At 36.9% G+C, this 19,614-nt stretch carries 26 protein-coding genes; 16 read left to right on the top strand and 10 right to left on the bottom strand.

All coding sequences use genetic code 11. The features are described from left to right. The first annotated feature begins 44 nt into the window (after positions 1 to 44). Both ACFX4R_RS13885 and ACFX4R_RS13880 read left to right on the top strand, forming a co-directional pair. On the top strand, positions 45 to 1,535 hold the full coding sequence (locus ACFX4R_RS13885; protein WP_043982877.1) for a sensor histidine kinase: 1,491 nt from the start codon (positions 45 to 47) through the stop codon (positions 1,533 to 1,535). Continuing rightward, the gene (locus tag ACFX4R_RS13880; protein WP_028408317.1) at positions 1,513 to 2,196 is read left to right on the top strand and encodes a response regulator transcription factor; all 684 of its coding nucleotides are present in this window, start codon (positions 1,513 to 1,515) and stop codon (positions 2,194 to 2,196) included. Before ACFX4R_RS13885 ends, ACFX4R_RS13880 begins: the two co-directional genes overlap by 23 nt. 42 nt (positions 2,197 to 2,238) lie before the next feature. Here ACFX4R_RS13880 and ACFX4R_RS13875 read toward each other — a convergent pair whose 3' ends face one another. Together ACFX4R_RS13875 and ACFX4R_RS13870 are read right to left on the bottom strand one after the other, a co-directional pair. After that, positions 2,239 to 3,858, bottom strand: a complete 1,620-nt coding sequence (locus ACFX4R_RS13875) for a SulP family inorganic anion transporter (RefSeq protein WP_043982874.1) — start codon at positions 3,856 to 3,858, stop codon at positions 2,239 to 2,241. Between the two features lie 16 nt (positions 3,859 to 3,874). After that, a complete protein-coding gene (locus tag ACFX4R_RS13870; protein WP_043982872.1) occupies positions 3,875 to 4,462 on the bottom strand; it encodes a beta-class carbonic anhydrase in 588 nt (195 codons plus the stop codon). Between the two features lie 250 nt (positions 4,463 to 4,712). On the opposite strand from ACFX4R_RS13870, the gene ACFX4R_RS13865 reads away from it, so the two are divergent. From ACFX4R_RS13865 to ACFX4R_RS13850, 4 genes are all read left to right on the top strand, one after another. Beyond that, positions 4,713 to 5,375 carry a hypothetical protein gene (locus ACFX4R_RS13865; protein WP_043982870.1) on the top strand — a complete coding sequence of 221 codons (663 nt, stop codon included), beginning with the start codon at positions 4,713 to 4,715 and terminating at the stop codon, positions 5,373 to 5,375. A 153-nt stretch (positions 5,376 to 5,528) separates the two neighbouring features. Continuing rightward, positions 5,529 to 5,975: a MerR family transcriptional regulator gene (locus ACFX4R_RS13860; protein ID WP_043982869.1), complete on the top strand. Its 447-nt coding sequence runs from the start codon at positions 5,529 to 5,531 to the stop codon at positions 5,973 to 5,975. Continuing rightward, a complete protein-coding gene (locus ACFX4R_RS13855; protein ID WP_043982867.1) occupies positions 5,945 to 7,117 on the top strand; it encodes an MFS transporter in 1,173 nt (390 codons plus the stop codon). The genes ACFX4R_RS13860 and ACFX4R_RS13855 overlap by 31 nt, the downstream gene beginning before the upstream one ends. Before the next feature lie 152 nt (positions 7,118 to 7,269). Beyond that, entirely contained in the window at positions 7,270 to 7,569 is a 300-nt protein-coding gene (locus ACFX4R_RS13850) for a TIGR04104 family putative zinc finger protein (RefSeq protein WP_016764349.1), read from the top strand. A 33-nt stretch (positions 7,570 to 7,602) separates the two neighbouring features. Here the strand turns inward: ACFX4R_RS13850 and ACFX4R_RS13845 are convergent, their stop codons facing one another. After that, complete coding sequence (locus ACFX4R_RS13845; protein WP_043983117.1) at positions 7,603 to 8,802, bottom strand: multidrug efflux MFS transporter; 1,200 nt, start codon at positions 8,800 to 8,802, stop codon at positions 7,603 to 7,605. Positions 8,803 to 9,136: 334 nt separating this feature from the next. On the opposite strand from ACFX4R_RS13845, the gene ACFX4R_RS13840 reads away from it, so the two are divergent. The 6 genes from ACFX4R_RS13840 to ACFX4R_RS13815 all read left to right on the top strand — a co-directional run bounded on the left by ACFX4R_RS13840 (position 9,137) and on the right by ACFX4R_RS13815 (position 12,549). Then, positions 9,137 to 9,499: a YidH family protein gene (locus tag ACFX4R_RS13840; protein WP_043982866.1), complete on the top strand. Its 363-nt coding sequence runs from the start codon at positions 9,137 to 9,139 to the stop codon at positions 9,497 to 9,499. A 282-nt stretch (positions 9,500 to 9,781) separates the two neighbouring features. Continuing rightward, positions 9,782 to 10,612 (top strand): YihY/virulence factor BrkB family protein, encoded by an 831-nt coding sequence (locus ACFX4R_RS13835; RefSeq protein WP_014459853.1) that lies wholly within the window; start codon positions 9,782 to 9,784, stop codon positions 10,610 to 10,612. 147 nt (positions 10,613 to 10,759) lie between these two features. Next, on the top strand, positions 10,760 to 11,302 hold the full coding sequence (gene amaP, locus ACFX4R_RS13830) for an alkaline shock response membrane anchor protein AmaP (protein WP_043982865.1): 543 nt from the start codon (positions 10,760 to 10,762) through the stop codon (positions 11,300 to 11,302). A 15-nt stretch (positions 11,303 to 11,317) separates the two neighbouring features. Then, positions 11,318 to 11,527, top strand: coding sequence for a DUF2273 domain-containing protein (locus tag ACFX4R_RS13825; RefSeq protein WP_043982864.1), 210 nt, complete (start codon positions 11,318 to 11,320; stop codon positions 11,525 to 11,527). Between the two features lie 27 nt (positions 11,528 to 11,554). Next, positions 11,555 to 11,995 (top strand): Asp23/Gls24 family envelope stress response protein, encoded by a 441-nt coding sequence (locus ACFX4R_RS13820; RefSeq protein ID WP_043982863.1) that lies wholly within the window; start codon positions 11,555 to 11,557, stop codon positions 11,993 to 11,995. Positions 11,996 to 12,078: 83 nt separating this feature from the next. Then, on the top strand, positions 12,079 to 12,549 hold the full coding sequence (locus ACFX4R_RS13815; protein WP_043982861.1) for a 2-thiouracil desulfurase family protein: 471 nt from the start codon (positions 12,079 to 12,081) through the stop codon (positions 12,547 to 12,549). Between the two features lie 45 nt (positions 12,550 to 12,594). On the opposite strand, the gene ACFX4R_RS13810 is transcribed toward ACFX4R_RS13815, so the two are convergent. Next, positions 12,595 to 13,764: an MFS transporter gene (locus ACFX4R_RS13810; RefSeq protein WP_043982860.1), complete on the bottom strand. Its 1,170-nt coding sequence runs from the start codon at positions 13,762 to 13,764 to the stop codon at positions 12,595 to 12,597. Between the two features lie 104 nt (positions 13,765 to 13,868). Further along, positions 13,869 to 14,627, bottom strand: coding sequence for a TrmB family transcriptional regulator (locus ACFX4R_RS13805; RefSeq protein ID WP_013083389.1), 759 nt, complete (start codon positions 14,625 to 14,627; stop codon positions 13,869 to 13,871). A 223-nt stretch (positions 14,628 to 14,850) separates the two neighbouring features. On the opposite strand from ACFX4R_RS13805, the gene ACFX4R_RS13800 reads away from it, so the two are divergent. Continuing rightward, positions 14,851 to 15,078 carry a hypothetical protein gene (locus ACFX4R_RS13800; protein ID WP_016764339.1) on the top strand — a complete coding sequence of 76 codons (228 nt, stop codon included), beginning with the start codon at positions 14,851 to 14,853 and terminating at the stop codon, positions 15,076 to 15,078. A 32-nt stretch (positions 15,079 to 15,110) separates the two neighbouring features. On the opposite strand, the gene pssA is transcribed toward ACFX4R_RS13800, so the two are convergent. Then, positions 15,111 to 15,602, bottom strand: a complete 492-nt coding sequence (gene pssA / locus ACFX4R_RS13795; protein ID WP_176521268.1) for a CDP-diacylglycerol--serine O-phosphatidyltransferase — start codon at positions 15,600 to 15,602, stop codon at positions 15,111 to 15,113. Between the two features lie 171 nt (positions 15,603 to 15,773). Between pssA and ACFX4R_RS13790 the strand changes: the two genes are divergently transcribed. The 3 genes from ACFX4R_RS13790 to ACFX4R_RS13780 all read left to right on the top strand — a co-directional run bounded on the left by ACFX4R_RS13790 (position 15,774) and on the right by ACFX4R_RS13780 (position 17,278). Then, on the top strand, positions 15,774 to 16,181 hold the full coding sequence (locus ACFX4R_RS13790; protein WP_162214341.1) for a MarR family winged helix-turn-helix transcriptional regulator: 408 nt from the start codon (positions 15,774 to 15,776) through the stop codon (positions 16,179 to 16,181). Next, positions 16,174 to 16,515: a DUF3147 family protein gene (locus ACFX4R_RS13785; RefSeq protein WP_114895586.1), complete on the top strand. Its 342-nt coding sequence runs from the start codon at positions 16,174 to 16,176 to the stop codon at positions 16,513 to 16,515. The genes ACFX4R_RS13790 and ACFX4R_RS13785 overlap by 8 nt, the downstream gene beginning before the upstream one ends. Positions 16,516 to 16,582: 67 nt before the next feature. Beyond that, a complete protein-coding gene (locus tag ACFX4R_RS13780; protein ID WP_162214340.1) occupies positions 16,583 to 17,278 on the top strand; it encodes an SAM-dependent methyltransferase in 696 nt (231 codons plus the stop codon). 25 nt (positions 17,279 to 17,303) lie between these two features. Here ACFX4R_RS13780 and ACFX4R_RS13775 read toward each other — a convergent pair whose 3' ends face one another. The 4 genes from ACFX4R_RS13775 to ACFX4R_RS13760 form a co-directional block, all read right to left on the bottom strand. Next, positions 17,304 to 17,777, bottom strand: a complete 474-nt coding sequence (locus ACFX4R_RS13775) for a DUF4188 domain-containing protein (RefSeq protein WP_043982854.1) — start codon at positions 17,775 to 17,777, stop codon at positions 17,304 to 17,306. Next, entirely contained in the window at positions 17,774 to 18,328 is a 555-nt protein-coding gene (locus ACFX4R_RS13770) for a PadR family transcriptional regulator (protein WP_016764331.1), read from the bottom strand. The genes ACFX4R_RS13775 and ACFX4R_RS13770 overlap by 4 nt, the downstream gene beginning before the upstream one ends. Before the next feature lie 76 nt (positions 18,329 to 18,404). After that, positions 18,405 to 18,536: a hypothetical protein gene (locus ACFX4R_RS13765; RefSeq protein WP_013057274.1), complete on the bottom strand. Its 132-nt coding sequence runs from the start codon at positions 18,534 to 18,536 to the stop codon at positions 18,405 to 18,407. A gap of 92 nt (positions 18,537 to 18,628) precedes the next feature. Then, positions 18,629 to 19,525 carry a hypothetical protein gene (locus ACFX4R_RS13760; RefSeq protein WP_043982852.1) on the bottom strand — a complete coding sequence of 299 codons (897 nt, stop codon included), beginning with the start codon at positions 19,523 to 19,525 and terminating at the stop codon, positions 18,629 to 18,631. Positions 19,526 to 19,614: the final 89 nt, after the last annotated feature.

Raw genomic sequence — 19,614 nt, 5'->3', positions numbered from 1 at the left:
CTATCAAATAGTTTTGTTAAAGCCAAAGGGGCATAGGGTAAGTAATGTCAATTCAGCTTCGTTTTATTTTAACGTATATCAGTATTGTGTTTGTCTTTATTATTTTGCTTTTTTTATCGGGCTTTCTCATTTTCTTCTCCATTACTGGAGACGCCGATTTTGTAAGAAAACTGTACAGTCACTCCTATGAGTATAAATTGTTAACGCCAGAAGAAGAAAATGCATTCTTGGATTTAAAGTTATTGAGTGAAGAAAAACCGGAGCAGCTGCTGCGTCCGGAGACGGTTAAAAAATATGAATTTGAAAATATTGATATTGTGATTCAAAAAAACAAAGAGGTTGTATATGCTTCAGAATCCATTAAAGGAGAAAACCTTCGTAAATACTTGCCAAAGCATCAAAAAAGTAAAGGAAATCATTCGTATCAGCAGGACATGCTGCGCATAGGCAAGCAGTACTTTACATATATCAACCTTGATTTTCCTTTCTCGAATCAAGAAAAAGGAAGCATTTACGTTTTGCGAAAAATCAGCCCTTATGTAGGCATTATTAATCGAATTTTCCCTTTTTTAATCTTTCTACTATTAATTTTAGTAATTGTGATTATTGGATTTATAAACTATCTTGTTTCAAGAAGCATTATTAAACCCATTCGTGAATTAAAAGAAGCGGCTGAAAAAATAAAACAAGGTGATCTTCACTTTGAAATCTCTGCTAATTCAAAGGATGAAATAGGCGAATTAACGCAAGCTTTTGAAGAAATGAGGCAAAAACTAAAATCTTCTGTTGAACTGCAAATTCAGTATGAAGATAACCGTAAACAGCTGCTTTCAAGTATTTCACACGATCTGCGAACTCCTATTACTTCCATTGTAGGGTATGTAGAAGGAATTCAAGATGGAGTAGCTAATACGCCAGATAAGCTTTCTAAATATTTGTTAACGATTTCAACGAAAGCAAAAGACATGAATGCGTTAATCGATGAGCTGTTTTTATTTTCTAAATTGGATTTGCACGAAATTCCATTTGTGTTTAAAAAACTTAATATTTCAGCATTTATGGAAAGTTATGTGCAAGAGCTTCAGTTTGAAATGAGCGAACATGATATTGATGTTTTATTTTCTAATGATTCTCTAACGACACTGTATGCAAAGGCAGATGCTGAGCAGTTGCGAAGAGTTTTAATAAATTTAACAACCAATAGTATTAAATTTATGGATAAAGAAAGAAAAAGAATCGATATCGTTCTTTCTGCTACCGAAAGTGAACTCATTATTGAAGTGAAAGACAATGGCGCAGGGATTTCACCGGAAGCATTAGCGCATATTTTTGACCGGTTTTATCGAGCAGAACAGTCCCGCAACAGCAATACTGGAGGAAGTGGACTTGGACTGGCCATTGCAAAACAAATTGTTGAACGCCACGGGGGAGACATCTGGGCACTAAGTAAGCTTGGCGAAGGAACAAGTATTTTCTTTTCTTTGCAAAAAATGAATGAAAATGGTGATACATATGAAGAAGATATTGTTAGTTGAAGATGAAGTAAGTATTGCTGAATTGCAAAGAGATTATTTAGAAATTAACGATTTTGAAATAGACGTTCAATATAGCGGTGATAAGGGATTAGAAAAAGCGTTAAATGAACATTTTGATCTGGTTATTTTGGATATTATGCTCCCTAAAGTGAGCGGATTTGAAGTGTGCAAGCAAATTCGAGCTGCAAAAGATATACCAATCATTTTAGTTTCAGCTAAAAAAGAAGAAATCGATAAAATTAGAGGGCTCGGGCTAGGTGCAGATGACTATATTACCAAGCCATTCAGCCCTGGGGAGCTGGTTGCAAGAGTCAAAGCGCATTTAGCGAGATATGAAAGACTCTCTGATAAGCAGGAAAAGCGTATGATTCGTATTCATGGTTTAGCGATTGACACGCTCGCTAGAAGAGTATTTGTGAATGACAAAGAAGTGTTTTTTACAGCGAAGGAATTCGATTTGCTGAAGTTTATCGTTTCTCATCCAAATCAAGTATTAAGTAAAGAACATCTATTTGAAAAAATTTGGGGATTTGATTCTTCAGGAGACATTTCAACCGTAACAGTTCACATTCGAAAACTGAGAGAAAAGTTAGAAGAAAACCCAGCAGATCCTCAGTACCTAGAAACGGTTTGGGGAGCAGGGTACCGGTTTAATATTTAAAAAAAGAGATCCGAACGATTAATCGTTCGGATCTCTTTTTTACTACGTAGTAACGATTCTATGACGAGCTTTAATCTTACTCACGGGAGGTTCTGAGGAAAATATATTTTTTTCACCGATTTTATCATATAGACCGGTTGACTTTAACATTTCTTTCGGCTGGTGCTGTAAGCCAGAAATAACGACTTGGCTATGCGAATCTTTCAAACGTTCGACCACCTTCGATAGTAAAGCTTCTCCAGATGTATCAATAAAGGATACTTGGCTCATTCGAAGCAATAAAACTTTCGGTTTCGCTTCAGCGATCTTATCAAAGGAATCTTCTAATACTTCAGCTGATCCAAAGAAAAGAGATCCTTGCATGGTATATTCCATCAACTCAGATTTGTGAGCGTTTCCAGGTGTTTCCGCTAAAACCTTTGAAATCTTCAGTGATCCGCTCATTCGTTTCACGAACATAACAATAGCTAAAAGTAGACCCACGCCTACACCTGTTGTTAAATCGATTGAAACTGTTAATAAAAACGTAGCTACAAGTACAAATGAATCAGCTGACTTGGTTTTTAAAATATGCGCAAATTCTTTACGCTCACTCATATTCCAAGCCACAAACATTAAAATAGGTGCCATACTTGCGAGCGGAATGTTTGATGCATAAGGAGCCAGCATCACAAGGACCAATAAAACAACTAAGCCGTGTATGACTCCTGATAACGGAGAAGCTGCGCCGTTTTTGATATTAGTAGCCGTTCTGGCAATGGCACCAGTTGCTGGAATTCCGCCAAATAGCGAGGTAGCGATATTAGCAATTCCTTGGCCGACAAGCTCTTTATTGCTATTATGCTTGGTTTTAGCCATATTATCAGCAACAACAGCCGATAGTAAAGATTCAATACCTCCAAGCATTGCAATTACGCAGGCAGCCGGAAATAGCATCACGATGTTATCCCAAGTTAAATCTGGGAAGCTAAAAGATGGTAGTTTGCTCGGAATGGCACCGTAAGTAGAGCCAATCGTTGCAACTTTTCCTGGGAACAGTGTAATGGCTACAAGTGTGGAGACAAGAAGACCTAGAAGGGCACCGGGAATTTTAGGTAAAAACTTTGGCGTTGTAATCACGATAGCTAAACAAATAGCGGCTATGATGACGCTGTAAATGTTAATCGTTGCAATTTTTCGTAGGATTTCAATCATATTTAAATGAAATTCCTCATGTTTTGCAATTCCTTTTAATCCTAGAAAATTAGCGATCTGACCTGAGAAGATAATAATCGCAATTCCTGCTGTAAATCCAATCGTTACAGGGCGCGGAATAAACTTTATAAATTTCCCTAGCTTAAATATTCCGAGAAGCGTAATCATAATTCCAGCCATAAAGCCGGCAATAATGAGGTTCTCATAACCATACTGCATGACAACTCCAAGCAGCACCGGAACAAATGCACCTGTTGGACCTGCAATTTGAAATTTCGATCCGCCTAATATTGAAACCATAATCCCTGCGATAATGGTTGTATAAATCCCGTATTCAGGTCTTACACCAGAAGCGATGGCAAAGGCCATTGCTAAAGGAATAGCAACGACCCCAACAACCAAACCGGCGATAATGTCTTTTTGTAAATGCCCTGCTGAATAGCCTTGAAATCGGTTATCTTTTAGCATTCGATAAAATCCTCCTTCATGAGCTTACGGTTTCAGCTCGGTCTTGGGAATAGCCGTTGACAACGACGTCAAGTTTTCCTGTTGAAGGATGAATAACCATTCCAGAAACAAGCACGTCTTTCGGTAATAAAGGGTGATTTCGAATCATATCCACACTGTTTTCGACACTATCTTCTACACATTCAAACCCAGTCAGCCATGATTCTAAATCAATACCGGCATATTTTAGATTACGAATTTGTTCCGCGCTGATCCCTCTTTGTTCAGCAGAGGCTAAAATAGCTTCAGCTTTCATGCCCGTCATTCCACATTCATGATGACCGATGACACATACTTCATCAGCTTGCAAAGCGTAGACGGCAACTAATATACTTCTCATGACGCTGCCAAAGGGATGGGAGATAACAGCTCCGGCATTTTTCACTATTTTTGCATCTCCATTTTTTAGCCCCATGGCTTTAGGAAGTAATTCTAACAAACGTGTATCCATACAAGTTAAGATCACTATTTTTTTGTTAGGAAATTTGGATGTTTGAAAAGCCTCGAATTGATTATTTGTTACAAATTTTTCATTAAACTTTAAAACTTCAGATAGACAAGTCATTGTTTTCCTCCTGCGTTATTTATTTTTAACTTATTTTTTAGTCTAAAGATAAAGTTTAAAAACGAACTAAATAAAATATTAAAATTTCCTTAAAATATTCAGAAAAAACTTATAAATAAATCAAATTTATATGCGTGAAATTATGTAAGCGTATTCTTTCTCTGTTTCAGCGAATAATATGGGAATTATATGTTAAAATGGTACAAAGTTGGAATTGTCTAAAAGAATGGTAGAGAGGAGGAAGGCAAAAGTGAAGGCTCTTATAGCAATAGGGCTTATTTTTTGTTGTTTAGTAGGGTGCAGTTCTAATGCCCAAGTCACCAACGACAAAAAAATGGGGGAGAATATTCAGCAATCATTTGAACAAAAAGGTGTAAGCTCAGTGGATGTATCGAAGTTAAGTGATTTTAAATGGGAAAAAGGATATTTATTAACAAACAAAAGCAAGAAAGCCGACGTAGAAAAACTTGTAAACGCACCGATCAGTGAAGAGATTATGAAAAAAATATCTGCTGCTAATCAAATGCTTGTGTTTGTACACGAAGGAGAAGTTGTCTGCTATGTAGAACTACCCCAAGATTTCATAGCGCATGATAAAAACCAACTTGAATTTTCATCTTCTCATTCTGAACTAAAACTTAATAAAAAAAGGGAGGGCAAGCCTATAAAAGCAGGAGATAAAACGTTAAGTTCAGAAGATGCTTTAGCTGTAGAATCAATTATGAAACAAATTCAATGGAAAAAAGCTGATTACAGCATCGCTCTTGATCCAGATGTACAGCTTACTTATGAAGGAGTCGTATACAATGTACGATTCACCGCCGAGAGTGCGGAACTTACTTCTAAAAGAAGAGGGGTATACGGTAAAGTAACAGGAGAAACAGCACAGCAGCTATATGACCTATTGATGTAACCTATTGATTTATCAATAGGTTTTTTTGTGCACATATTTTTTAAATTTACATAAAATGTCTTACTGTTATTGACATTAACGTTAACGTTAATCTATAATAGTAATATAGAGTTGACGTTAACGTTAATGTTAAAGGGAGGTGAAGGGGAAAGCATGTATTTAATCGATGACGTGACGAAAATGACCGGTTTGACCAAGCGTGCTCTTCGGTATTATGAAGAGATTGGACTCATTTTGCCCCCGCAGCGTACAAAAGGAAATGCACGGATTTATTCCGAAGAAGAGGTAAAAGAACTAAGAAAAGTAGCAGAAGCAAAAGAAGTTCTTGGTTTTTCTTTACAGGAGCTGCAGCAGTTTATGTCGCTCAAAAGAATGATTGAAGAAAGAAGTCAGCAGCAAGGATTATCAGCGAAAGAGATAACTAAAATAGAAAATTTACTGGAAAATCAAATCAAGATGATTGAATTTAAAGTGGTTAAAATGCAGGCATTTAAAACAGAATTAAAAGAAATGCGAGAATCTGCTATGGAAATACATGAAAAAACAAAAACAAAAGGAGAGATGAAAGAGTGGAAGGACAGCATTCAAATAACCGATTAGGTCAAATTATTACGGTAGTAGCTACTTTTTTAGCATTTATGGGAATCGGGGTAGTAGATCCGATTTTACCGGAGATTGCTAAACAAATTGGAGCTTCTCATTGGCAAGTAGAAATGTTATTTACTTCCTATTTGTTAATGATGGCGATTATGATGATTCCAGCAGGCATCTTAGCATCACGTGTAGGAGACAAGCGTTTGATGGTAACAGGACTTATCATTGTGACGATTTTTGCAGCACTATGCGGGTTTTCTAACAATATTCCTCAGCTTTCTATTTTCCGAGCAGGATGGGGACTTGGTAATTCGTTTTTCTTTGCAACAGCTATGACGCTGCTTATTGCATTATCAGGTGAAGTGAAAAAAGCAGTAGGATTATATGAAGCTGCGATTGGTTTGGGAATGGCCGGAGGACCGCTTGTAGGAGGCGTGTTAGGAAATGCTTCTTGGAGATTGCCGTTTTTCGGTACAAGTGCTTTAATTTTTATCGCCTTTATTTTAGTATTAACGATTGTTAAACAGCCTGCAAGCACTAAGCCTCGTAAAGCAGCGGGTTTTAAAGACATGGTAAAACTTTATAAATTAAAACCATTTACTCAAGGCGCTGTATCAGGCATGCTTTATTACTACGGGTTTTTTACAGTGTTAGCTTATACGCCGCTTATTCTATCGATCGGAGCTCTTCAAATTGGCTTTGTTTTCTTTGGATGGGGATTATGTTTAGCTTATGGCTCAGCGGTTTTAGCACATCAGTTAGAGAAAAGATATCAGCCAAAACAAGTGTTACATGTTAGCTTAATTGTTTTTTCACTTATTTTAATTTGTTTATTTGCCTTTGATGCAACATGGTTGCGCATTGTCTTAATCATGGCAGCAGGTCTTGTATCAGGACTTAATAATGCATTATTTACGAGTCATGTAATGGAAGTATCTCCTTATGAACGAGGAATTACATCTGGAGGATATAATTTCTTAAGATGGTTAGGCGCAGCGTTTGCTCCTTTATTGTCAGGAGTTATCGGCAATGCCGTAGCGCCTCAAGCTCCTTTTCTCGTAGCGGCGATTCTTGGGTTGCTAGCTTTTGTTATTATGGTTATAAAAGTAAAAACAACTTCTCAAACGAATGAAGCTGTATCTAAATAAACGTTGAAATAAAAGGCTTTTTCTTGTGAAAAGCCTTTTATTTTGTTTTATGTTATAATAGTAAAAACGTTTTTAATCATAAAAATGAAACTCTATACCAACTTGTACGTATACTTTATATGTACATAAATCTTTTTAGGAGCGTGATGCCCATGGCCACCTGTCAAAATTGTAATCATAAATGGAACTGGAGGACAACCTTTAAACAACTGTTAACATTTAGAAACGTTTTAGAATGCCCACACTGTGACAAACAACAGTATATCTCTGCAAAATCCCAAAAGCGATTATCAATCTACTCATTTGCACCCCTTATTATTTGGCTTATTCTCTCACTATTTGACTTTTCCTTTCCATCCATTGTTGTCGCGGAGCTTATTTTCTTCATAGCAGCGGTTGTTATGATGCCACTTTCTTATGAAGTAAGCAGCGAAGAAGAACCCTTGTGGTAATAGAAAAACCTTCCGTTAAAACGGAAGGTTTTTTTATGCGGCTTTACCGTCTAGCTGTTCTCCGTGATGGCGCTGATAATACACCCACCCAGCATTCAATAGTAGAAGAACACTGGTTGTTAAGAATACGTAAGGAATTCCTTTAGCTCCGGCAATTTGTCCGCCAATGACTGGACCAGCTAAATTCCCAAAATATTGCGCTGTTTGATTATAGCCAAACATTTTGCCTGTAATCGAGTCCGGTACAATTTTCTTTAAATAAGAATTAATAGAAGGTAATAATCCTCCCATTGCAAAACCGAGTAAAAAACGAAGTAAGAATAGCTGCCAAGTACTATGCACAAAGGCCTGTAAGCCGCAAATCACCGCTACGATAAGCAGGCATATTTGAAGCACATTTTGAGGACCCACGCGATCGCTGACTTTGCCAAGTTTTGATGCAGCTAAAATATTTGAAATTCCTGTTGCCGCTACGACAAAGCCTGAAATAAGGGCAAGGTGATCGGTATGAGTAGACAGTTGTTTTACATACAGTGTAACGATTGGCTGAATAGCCATAACTGCAAGCTGCAGTAAAAAAGTTGTAACAAATACACCAATCACGGCCTTTGAATTTTTAAGAGACAGTAACCCAATGTTAGATTCTTTCGTTGTTTTCGCCGTCTCTTTTTTGTCTTCTTGAATTAAATTTACAATTAAAAAAGACAAAAACATAAATGCACCCGTCACGAAAAAGACGTGGCGTAGCCCGATTGTATCTCCTAAGTAGCCGCCTACTAGCGGTCCTAATAAAGATCCTGATACAGCCCCTGTAGACAACGTGCCTAATGCTTTACCGCTGTGCTCTTTAGGTGTTTGAGTCGCTACTAACGTAATGGCTGCAGAGATGAAGCCGGAAACGGCCCCCATTAAAAAGCGCAGTCCGACAAGCTGATAGACATTTTGCACAAAACCAATGGAAGTCATAACAACTGCCATACCCAAGCTTGCGCGAAGGAGCATAAGCTTTCGCCCATATTTATCGGCTAAGCTCCCCCATAAAGGAGAAACAATAGCCGCCATTAAAAAGGTAGATCCAAAGGCAATACCAGCCCATCTGCTGATGGAGCTTGTATCGTGAACTCCCAGCTTTTCAATATAAAGCGGTAAAAACGGAATAACTAAACTCATCCCGGCTGTGGTGCAAAAAGAACCGAACCAGCAAATGTACAAGTTTCGTTTCCATAATTCCATTCTATTTCCTTCTTTCGTTGTGCCGCATGGCGTGAAAACAACAAAAGAGCGAAACCATACGGCCTGCTCTTTTAGCATACATGCAGCATCTTTTTATCAGTTTAAATTATACCATATATCAGAAATATTTAAAAATAAAATGATTCACTTAGTGAACTATTAACGTGAAGTGAAAATAGAAAGGGGTACAGTTTTACGTTAGGGTTTTTTAGCCGCTTGAAGATGGTAATAATTCGTTCTTTTCGGGTATAATGTGGCGTGAAGCGTCCTCAATTTATTTTCGTTTGAGCATTTATTTATAATAGAAGACATATAAAAAGACGGTGGTATGTAAATGACTAAAAAAGAAAATGAATCCATTTATATTCAGCAGCATTTGGCAAATGAACGAACGTATTTAGCGTGGATTCGAACGTCTATTGCCACACTCGGCATTGGCTTTGTTGCAGGCGGCCTACATTTCAATTCCGGAAAAACATTAAGTGAAGCAGCCGATACTCTTATTATTGCTGTTATTATCTTTTCTTTAGCTGCAAGTGCAGGTTTGCTTCTCTTCTCAACCTATCATTATTTTTCAACCCGCAAAAAAATTAACAGCCAAACGTATCAATCTTCTCACGCTTTGGTTATTTTTGTTTTAATGATTATGCTGATGCTGATCGGTGCTCTTATGTTTTACTTTTTTAACATAGCGTAAAAAAGTTTAAGAAGTAAGAAAAAAGGGAAAGCAGTCCCAAAGAATTTATGGTTTTATGAAAGGAAAAGAAGATCTATTAATATGGTGGTAATGGCAGATGTAATTATAATAATATCTTCTTTATGAACCGGCTGTATAATTTTACAGGTTAAATTCTTTGTCAACCGTGGATAATGGAAAAGGAAAGCTTTATAAGCCGAAACTTATCCAATACATGTTGAACATAAAAATTGAATATGAATTTCACTACAGAGTGAAGCGAAAGTAAAGGAGAACGCTGTTATGATTCAAACATCTAAGACCGTTGCCGCTCGTTTTTTTACGGAGCGTTTCTTTGATCAGGCTGCTCAAACAGCCTACTATTTTTTGTTATCTTTTGTACCGTTTATTATCTTTCTTTTTTCTCTGCTGAGTTTCTTTCCAATTGATACAAACAATTTGCTGGTATTTATTGAACCATTTACGCCTAAAAGCGCCTATGACGTAATTGAACGGTCAATTGAAACAGTTAACAATAGCGGGAAAAAGGTTTTATCTTTTAGTTTATTGGCGACTTTTTGGCTCGCATCTATGGCTATACAATCTTTGGTTCGCTCGTTAAATGACGCGTATCATATTCAAAGAAAACAAACGTTTTTGCGCGGTTTAATCAATGATTTAATTTTAACTTTTGGTTTTATGGTTGTGGTAGCTATTTCATTATTTGTACCAATTATTGAAGAGGTCATTCGACATCTGGTACTAACAAAAGTCCATGTTCCTGACATATGGTTTCAAAGCTGGACGACAATTAGATGGGGAATTGGGACATTATTTTTATTAGGCTTTTTTATTCTTTTTTACAAACTGATGCCAAGCGCAAGAGTAACGTGGAAAGATGTACTTCCAGGAGCTGTTTTCTCCACGCTAGGATGGCAAGTTGTATCTACCGGATTTGGATACTATGTTCAGTTTGGAAGCTACTCGCAAATCTATGGTCAGCTTGGAAGTATTATCATTTTAATGGTCTGGTTTTATTTAACGGCCGCTATTTTATTAATTGGCGGTTTAATAAATGGTAATAAGTTCATCAAAGCTCACAAGACAACGTATAGAGACGCGGAAAATGACTAGGGAAACCTAGTCGTTTTTTTTATATTCAGTTTTACAGTTAGAAAGTTTATCAAAAAAATATTGCAGGTAACTATTGAATATCTCGTTGCCTTCCCTTTACACACAACAAAAAAGCAGTAGGAGTTCACGTTGAGATGAGGTGGAAAATTGAATAATTTTAATCGGTTTTTAATCGCAATTATTGGAATTGCAGGACTGATTTGTTCCGGTATGTTAGCACTGATGGTTTATAGGGTTCCTCACCTTTCAAACTGGTTAAAAAAGTGGCGGCATCAGGAGTGGTTTTACTACACAATTTTATCAATAAGCGCATTTTTAGCAGTTATTTTTATTATTTTTCTTTTAACAGGCATATTTAGCAGACCGCCTAAAAAGAATTTAGCAATTGTAACTGGTGAAGGCAAAATAACAATTTCTAAAGCAACGATCGAATCTACAGCTTTACGAGCAATTAGAAGCTTTCAGGGAATACGCTCTCCTGAAGTCCAGGCATCTATTCATTCTCGCAAAGAAAAAGTTAGTCTGTATATCAACTGTTCGTTGTTTGGACGAGATGGACTACCAACACTAGGAAAAGAAATGCAGCTTGAAACAAAACGCGCCGTGGAGGCCTTACTGGAGCTTCCCGTTCACTCCGTCCGTATTGACTTAACAGATACACAAACACGAAAGAAAGAGCGTGTTGTGTGATGAAGGAGGGACATAATGAGTACTCCAGATAAATTGATTGCGTACCGTGGCCGAGTACTTGGTATTCTGGCAGGTTTAGTGTTGGCAATTTTGCTATTAACAATTGGTTTTGGTCCCACGCTGCTAATTGTAGCTTTTATGGGAATTGGTTATGTAATTGGGAAGTGGCGAGACGGTCATTTAGATATAAATGCTTGGGTAGGATTCTTTATTAAAGGAAGATAGAAAATCACTTTAAGGGAGATGTTAATTATGGCAGTTAATGAAACAAATACAGCAGTAAAATCTCAGGAAAATACACATCAAAATACATTAACATTTGAAGATCAAGTCATTAAAAAAATTGCTGGAATTGCAGCTAATGAAATTAAAGGAATTTTATCAATGAGCGGCGGATTTATGAGCGGGTTAACAGATCGCTTCCGCAGCACTGAAGATATCACAAAAGGGATTAACGCTGAAGTAGGAGAAAAGCGAGTTGCCCTTGATTTAAAAGTAATTGTCGAATATGGAAAAAATGTTCCAGCCATTTTCTCTGAAACTGTTAATAATGTGAAAAAATCAGTTCATGATATGACGGGATTAGAGGTAGTAGAAGTAAATATGCATGTAGAGGACGTAATGACTCGCTCTGAATTTGAAGCGAAAACGGATCGAGACAAAGAGCAGGAGTCAAAGAGTGATCTTGAATAAAATATAAGAGGTAAACACTTCCATTCATCATATATTCTTTGTATGATGAATGAGAAGTGTTTTTTTATGGGAGGGAGAATTCTATGATTTTGGTTAGTTCCTGCCTAGCAGGTCAAGCTTGCAGATATAATGGAAGCAGTGCCTTAGTTGAGGAAATTGAAGCGCTCGTTGAAAATAAAGAAGCGGTGATGATGTGCCCGGAACTGTTAGGTGGATTTCACACGCCTAGAGAACCGGCAGAAATTATAAAAGGAACGGGGATAGACGTAATAAACGGAAATGCGCGAGTTATTGAACGATCGGGAAAAGACGTGACAGACATATACATAGACGGGGCCTATAAGGCACTGAGCATCGCAAAAGAAATAAAAGCTACTGTTATTGTACTAAAAGAAAACAGCCCTTCATGTGGAAGTGAACATATATATAACGGGGCATTTTCAAACGTTAAAATAGCAGGTGAAGGGGTAACGACTGCATTGCTAAGAAAGCATGGTTTTATCGTCATGTCCGAATCTCAATTTACAGCTGAAATGCATGGAGACCCATCATAATCAAAAGAAGCGTACACTATATGTGTACGCTTCTTTTATAAAAGCTTATTTACTGTGAAGCGTATCTGCTGTGCTTTCTGTTCGTGTTACCGCATAAAGAGAGCAGAAAAGACCAAGCAAAACAAAAATAGACCCGACCCAGCCGTTATAAATAACAGAGTATTGATTAACGACAATTCCTCCAACATAGGAGCCGATCGCAATTCCTACGTGTGAAATCGCTGCATTAGTGCTGATTAAAATGTCCGACGTGTCGCGTGCACTATGGATAATTAAATTGCTTTGAGCTGGTGAAACCGCCCAGCTGAGCGCACTCCAAATGATCATAAGAAGCAAGAACACAATAAATGGTAAATGAACGCCAAAAGGCATAGCAATCATGCTAACAAAAAAGAGAGCAATCATGGTGATAACAGATGAAGAAGGGTTCCATTTATCAGAAACAGCTCCTCCAAGTCCTCCTCCTGCCACGGCAGCAAGACCAAAAATACCATAAATAATGGTCACCATCGTTGTATTTAATCCTAGCGTTTCTTGTAAAAATGGTGTGAAGTACGCATAAAGCGTTAAATGGCCCGCAAGTACAAATAATGTTGCTAGGTGAATAGCGAGCATCTTTTTATTGCGTAAAGCTTTTACCTGAGTTTTTAACGGTACAATTGGAGCAGGAGCTAGACGCTCCATTGTAAACCAAACGGTAATCATAATAATGGCAGTCAAAATTGCAATCATAACAAATACTTCACGCCAGCCAAGCGCATTTCCAATCAAAATACCAAGAGGAATGCCTAAAACAAGTGAGCCGCTGATTCCCATAAATACGATGCCAATTGCTCTGCCTTGGTATTCAGGTTTTACCATTCTAGAAGCCATTGTGGTAGATAATACAATGATAAAAGAACCGCTCGCAGCAGCAAGAATACGTCCAATCAGTAGCATATAATAGCCCGAACTGTAGGCTGAAAATACATTGCTCAATAAGAAAATAAATAATGTCCACATATAAACTTTTTTACGCTCTATCTTAGCCGTCACATTTAGTAAAATCGGCGCAGACAAGGCATAAACAAACGAATAAATAGAGATTAAATAACCTGCTTTTGCTAATGATACATGAAATGCATCGGCAATTAAGTCTAAGATGCCTCCTAGAATTAATTCGACCGTTCCAACAACAAAGGAAGCAATCGCAAGTATGTAAACTTTTTTATTCATCAAAAAACCCCCTCTTTAAAAAGTTACAACTAGAATAGTAACCTTTTTTAGAAAGGATTTCAATAGGTAATATTAAAAAGGTTACTAATGAATTAGTAACCTTTTTAATATCGCAGTCGAGTAAGCAGCTCCATGATCTCAGAATCTTGAAGAAGCTGCTCTTGATATTTCTTTGTAATATGGGTAAGTGCGACGTCATGATAAAAGAAATCAGCAAAAACTTTTACAAGCGGCTGCGACATGGTTTTTATTGCTTTCCATGTCTCATGTTCAATGCCGGCAAATAAAAGATAAGCATCGTCAACAATAATCAACTGCGACGGCTCAAGGTTTTTATGATCATCTATTGGATTTAATGTATGTAAATGTTTGAGGGCAGTCTGCAAGTTTCCTATGGTTAAGACCTCGACGTTTACGCCTTGTTTCTCTTTTTCTTCTAGCAATGAGCGGTAATGTTCTAACTCATCATTCCATGCGGATAAAATAATAGAAGATTCCGCTTCGTCAATCAATTGTTCAATGTGAGCAGAAATAGAGGATTTATCTTTTAAACTCCAAACATGATCATCTGTAAACGTTTTTTTAATTTTATATGTTTTTAATTCATTAATGTCATTTTCAAAATCAGCAGTAAGTTTTTGAATGACGGTTTGAAGGGCTACCGCTGAGTAAAGTTTCTTTTTCCCGGACAATGTATTTACTACAATACCTTTATCAATTAAACGATTAAGCACTTCATAAATTTTTGCTTTTGGAACATGCGAATACGTAACAATCGAACTAGCATCCAGCGGGCCATCATTCGCAAGCAGCGCTTCATATACTTGACTTTCATACTGAGAAAAACCAAATTTTTGCAGCATAATTTTCTATTCATCATCCTTTCTTTTTTTAAGTATATCACGGTTTGTAAAAGTATTACTAATTGTATCAGATGTAATAATCTTATTAAACTATGTTCTAAATAACCATTAAAAATAAAATAAGCTATTAAAGAATCTTTATTACAGTAGAAATATTTTTAACCATATACTTTCTATACTAAAACACTCAACATTGGGTAAAGAAAAGAAAGAGGTGAAAAAAATGAAGAAAAATGAAAAACTACTGTTGAAAAAAATGAACATAAAACAGCAAAGAGAAGTAGCTGCTCAGCTTGAAGACGTACTGGATTCCTTACTGTCCCTTGAAGAAAAATTATGCTCAGCACCTGATAATAGCGAGTGGCTCTCTTTACAAGCTCAGCTTGAAAAAAGAGAACATGAGCTGAAATTCAAGCATAAAATGCTGTGCGAAGAATGGACAGCACTATAAAAGACAGGCATTTTGTCTGTCTTTTATTGCATCTAAATTTTCATCACTCGAATAGGGCTAACCATCAAAATAGCTAAAATAATCATAAGGTAAGGGTTTACGTAATAAAACATGCCAAGCAGGGCGATAATTAGAGCGGGAAAAGGAATAGGAAGCCCTATAAAATAACCCATGGTTGGATTTGCACTAAATTTAGCTAATCTTAATGCGCCCATGCTTGGATAAATCATAAAAGCGAGTACGGTTAGCCAAGAGTGGGGAGAAAGAGTATGAAATAGCATTGCAGGCGCTACGCCAAAGCTTATAATATCAGCCAAAGAATCTAGCTCTACACCAAACTCACTGTTAACTTTCAGCTTTCTCGCAATTTTGCCGTCAAATAAATCGAAAAAAGCGGCTAGAAAAATAAAAAGAGCAGCTAAGCGTTCGTAGCTATTCATATTAAAAGCTATGGAAAATACGCCGCTTAGCAAATTTCCAATCGTAAAGAGATTCGGAACCCATTTTAACAGTCGAAGAATCAATGTCATACAACCGCCTTTCACTGTGTGTACGATTAGTGTAACTGTTAAATCGGATTATTATGTGAGGTGTTAGATAAAAAAGAAGGTAGTATTGAAACCTGGCTGTCGTTCCTGTAATATATATCGTATAATACGATAATAACTAAAAATACGATATAAAGGAGTATGATCATGAAAGTAGAGGAGTTAAACAGCTATTGGACGTCTATTTATTATCATTTGCACTATACGCATCAAGAGAAAATTACACACCAAACAATACGTCTTTTACAGCATATAGATAAATCAGCTTCGGTTGGAATAAAAGAAATTGCGGATTATTTACACGTTTCGCATAATACGGCATCTGAACACGTAAAGAGAAATATTGATAAAGGGTATGTATATAAAAATAGAGATATCCATGATGAAAGAAAAGTAATTCTGCATTTAACAGAAGCAGGAAAAGACCTATTAAAACGGAATTCAAGCTTGGATGAAGAAAAAGTATCAGCTATTTTACGTGAAATGACAACATCTGAAAAACAGCTGATTCAACAGGGTTTTCAGTTATTGAGCGAACGTGCAAAACATGTATAGTATCATCAAAATTTTAATGTCGGCTCTTATTATTGCAGGGGTAACAGAAATGGCCAAAAGATTTCCGACATACGGTGGAATTGTGGCTGCCCTTCCAATTGTGAGCTTACTAAGTATTATATGGTTATCAGTGCAAGGAGAAAAAAAGGAAGTGGTCAGTCAGTTTACACTTGGCGTTCTTTATGGACTGCCAGGCACTATTTTACTACTTGCTGTCGTCTATATTTGCTTAAAAAACTCTCTTCATTTGTTTATGAGTTTATCCATAGGAGTTATGTGTTGGGGCCTGTTTTTAGGCCTTCAAAAGATAGTGGTTAAACTAATTACTACATAAACTATTGGAATTTAATCCAATTTTCTGTAAAATAAAAGTCTAAGTGAAAGATAGGAGCTGAGTAGAGTTGAGTTTAGCAGAGAAAAAGTTAGGAATTGACCGAGTTGTTTTTATCGGCAGAACGTTTGAAGAGTATAGAGCTATGTTTAATTTGAATGAAAAGTATTTAAAAGGAAAAAAAGTGTTAGATTGTGCTAGCGGGGCCTGTTCTTTCACTGCTCATGCCATGCAGCAAGGTACGGAGGCTACTAGCTGTGATATTGCCTATAAATTTACGGCAGAAGAGCTTGAAAAGAAAGGAAGCCTGGATTTAATTCATACGATGAATCAAATGCAGCACGTACAGGAACAGTATGTGTGGAAGTATTTTTCGTCTATTGATGATTTAACTGAACATCGAAAAAGAGCACTAAAAGATTGTATTGCTCATATGAAAAAGAACCCCGAAGCCTATCAGTACGGAGCACTTCCTAATTTGCCGTTTCAAAAGAAGGAGTTTGATTTAACGCTTTGTGCAAACTTTTTATTTATGTACAGCGACCGGTTAGATTATACGTTTCATTTAGAGGCTTTAAAAGAACTGATACGCGTTACAAAAGAGGAAGTACGTTTGTTTCCTTTAACGAATTTAAGCGGCAAGATTTCTACCTATTTGCCGCAGCTGTTAGAAGAGATTGCGCCTCTAGTAAAAGGAACAGAAATAGCAGACGTCCCGTATGAATTTCAAAAAGGTGCCAATCAAATGCTGAAAATATATGTATAACAAATATAACGAAAGCCGCTTTTAGTTAAAGCGGCTTTTTAACATTCAAACGTTTTTTGGCAGTTTGAGTATGCTTCGTTATGGTTTCAGATCCAAGCGCTTTAGCTAAACCGAACGAAGGCATATTCACGTATACTGATTCATAATTTCCTGCAGGAATGACGTACGTTTCATGATAAATGCCCACTGCATTCGTTTTTGAAGCCTGTTTATAAAAAGAATTCCAAGCTTTTAAGTGCTGAGGACCTTTGGCATAGGAGGTCAATTGCTCAACTGACTCCCAATATTGAATCAGCGTGATGGTTCTTAAATTAAAAGTTCCTTGCAAAGATAAAAAGCCAAGGTTTTTGTTTGTATACAACTCGCGAATCATAGGAGGCATTGCTTTAAATACAGGGAACCATTTGTGTACGGCTGTCCATTTATTAATGCGCATTCCTATAACAAAGACGACCAACTCCTGACCGGGCTTAGCCATCATACGATTGGAATGAATCATAAATTATGCGCCTCCTCATCATATAATTTATTAATCGTATCTTTGCACCATTCTATCGAAGCACACGTTGTTCGTTTACCGTAGTCTAGGGTAATAAGCCAATACGTTCTGTCGGGAGAAGGGCTGTTAGAAATGCTGTCTTCAATTCCGCAATACATGTGATAACGTTCAGTTAGTTTCTGCTGAGCGTTTTTTAACTGGGAAATTGTGAGCTGCTTTTCTTGCTGACTACTAAAAAAGAGTTTTAACAAAATTTCATTTCTTTCGGAAGGGAGCTGCTTAATAGGTTCACGCAGCCAATCTTGCAGAACTTCTTTTCCCTTAGTTGTTATTACATACTCTTTTTTATCTGGTTTATCAGTTTGAGCAACGGAATTGACCGTTGCTAGTTCATTATTCACAAGCTTTTGTAAAGTGGGATAAATTTGGCCATAACTGATTTTCCAAAAATGATTTAAACTTCGATCCATTAACTGCTTAATTTCATAACCAGTTCTGCATTCCGTGGTAAGCAGTCCTAAAATTGCATATGTTGTTTGATTTTCCTTCATTTATTTTCCTCACCTATATCTTTTTGATATATATATTACCATAAACAGGATAATATTCAATAAAAAAACGCGAGAGTTATGCACTCTCGCGTCTAAAAAAAGGTTTGTATTGCTGAACCATCATTTGCGAAGCAGCAATAAATAAAAAGATAAAGCCTCCACACATTAGCAACATGACAGCACCTATTCTCCATAAAAGCTTTGGCATCAGCATATCTCCTTTTTTGAAGTTATTACCTATAGTGTAAAGAATAGCTTGCAAAAATTCTAGTCATAACTACATATAATTTTATGACTTTTTTAGACTGACTCTTCCTTTGGATCATCTTCATCAAAAATAGGAACTTCCGTATACGTGTCTTTTTTTTCGAAAGAGGAAGAAGAATTCTCTTTTTCCTCTTGTGCAGGCTTCGTTTTACCAGAAGAAATATCTGATTTAGCGTTTTTTAACTCTTCCATGTCTTTTTGGATTTGGTCCGTGAAATCCTTTGGTATAGCTCCGCTTCCGTATGTAGCTCCGATATTTAAAGTACCGCCGAGTTCTTTAATGCCCACTTGGCCAATATTGTTGTTTTGTTCGTATTTATCAAGAAAAAATTTATCAATATGAATAGGCGGAGGAGCATTTTCTAAAAGTGTGCCTTTTTGGTGAATCAATTTCACTTCTTCTTGAAGGGAAGACGTTCGTTTTAGCATGTCCACCTGTACTTCAGTTAAAAGCGACATGCTGCGTTCTAATGCTGAAACTCTGTTATCTAGTTCGGTCATTTTTTCGATATAGGGAGCCATTTGTTTTTCTACAGATTGTTCTACTAACCGAGTTATATCCATATAAGGTACAGCGTCTATCTTTTTATCGCGAGGGGGTTGCATGGAGATCACTTGTTCCAATTGCGCTACTTTTTCCTTTAAAAATTGAAGCTGGTTAGCAATCTCTTTCTTATCTTTTGCATATGCTTGTTCAGCATTTTTATGAGTGCTTCTTTGTGAAGGTGAAGAATCATTGGAGTGCGAGGGCTGAGCCTCCAGCTTTTTTTTGAGCATTATGAGAGAACCAATTTGCGGTTCGAGTTTTAAAAAACGGTTCATGTGAACTTCAAGCGTGTTAATGCGCTTGATTTGATGTTTGAAGTCCGCTAGCTCAGTATGAAGCTGTTGGTTAGTCTGTTTGGGGTTGAAAAATCCTTTCATAGACATTTCGCTTCTCCTCATCTTGGGCTTATTTCCGATGTAATAACAGTTAGATAAATATATATTGGTCTAGTTTGGAAATTCACGTTAAATTC

The organism is Priestia sp. YIM B13490 (genome assembly GCF_042787735.1).
GTDB lineage: Bacteria > Bacillota > Bacilli > Bacillales > Bacillaceae_H > Priestia > Priestia megaterium.
The sequence above is the reverse complement of the archived record's forward strand: the minus strand, read 5'-3'. Positions and strand labels throughout refer to the sequence as shown.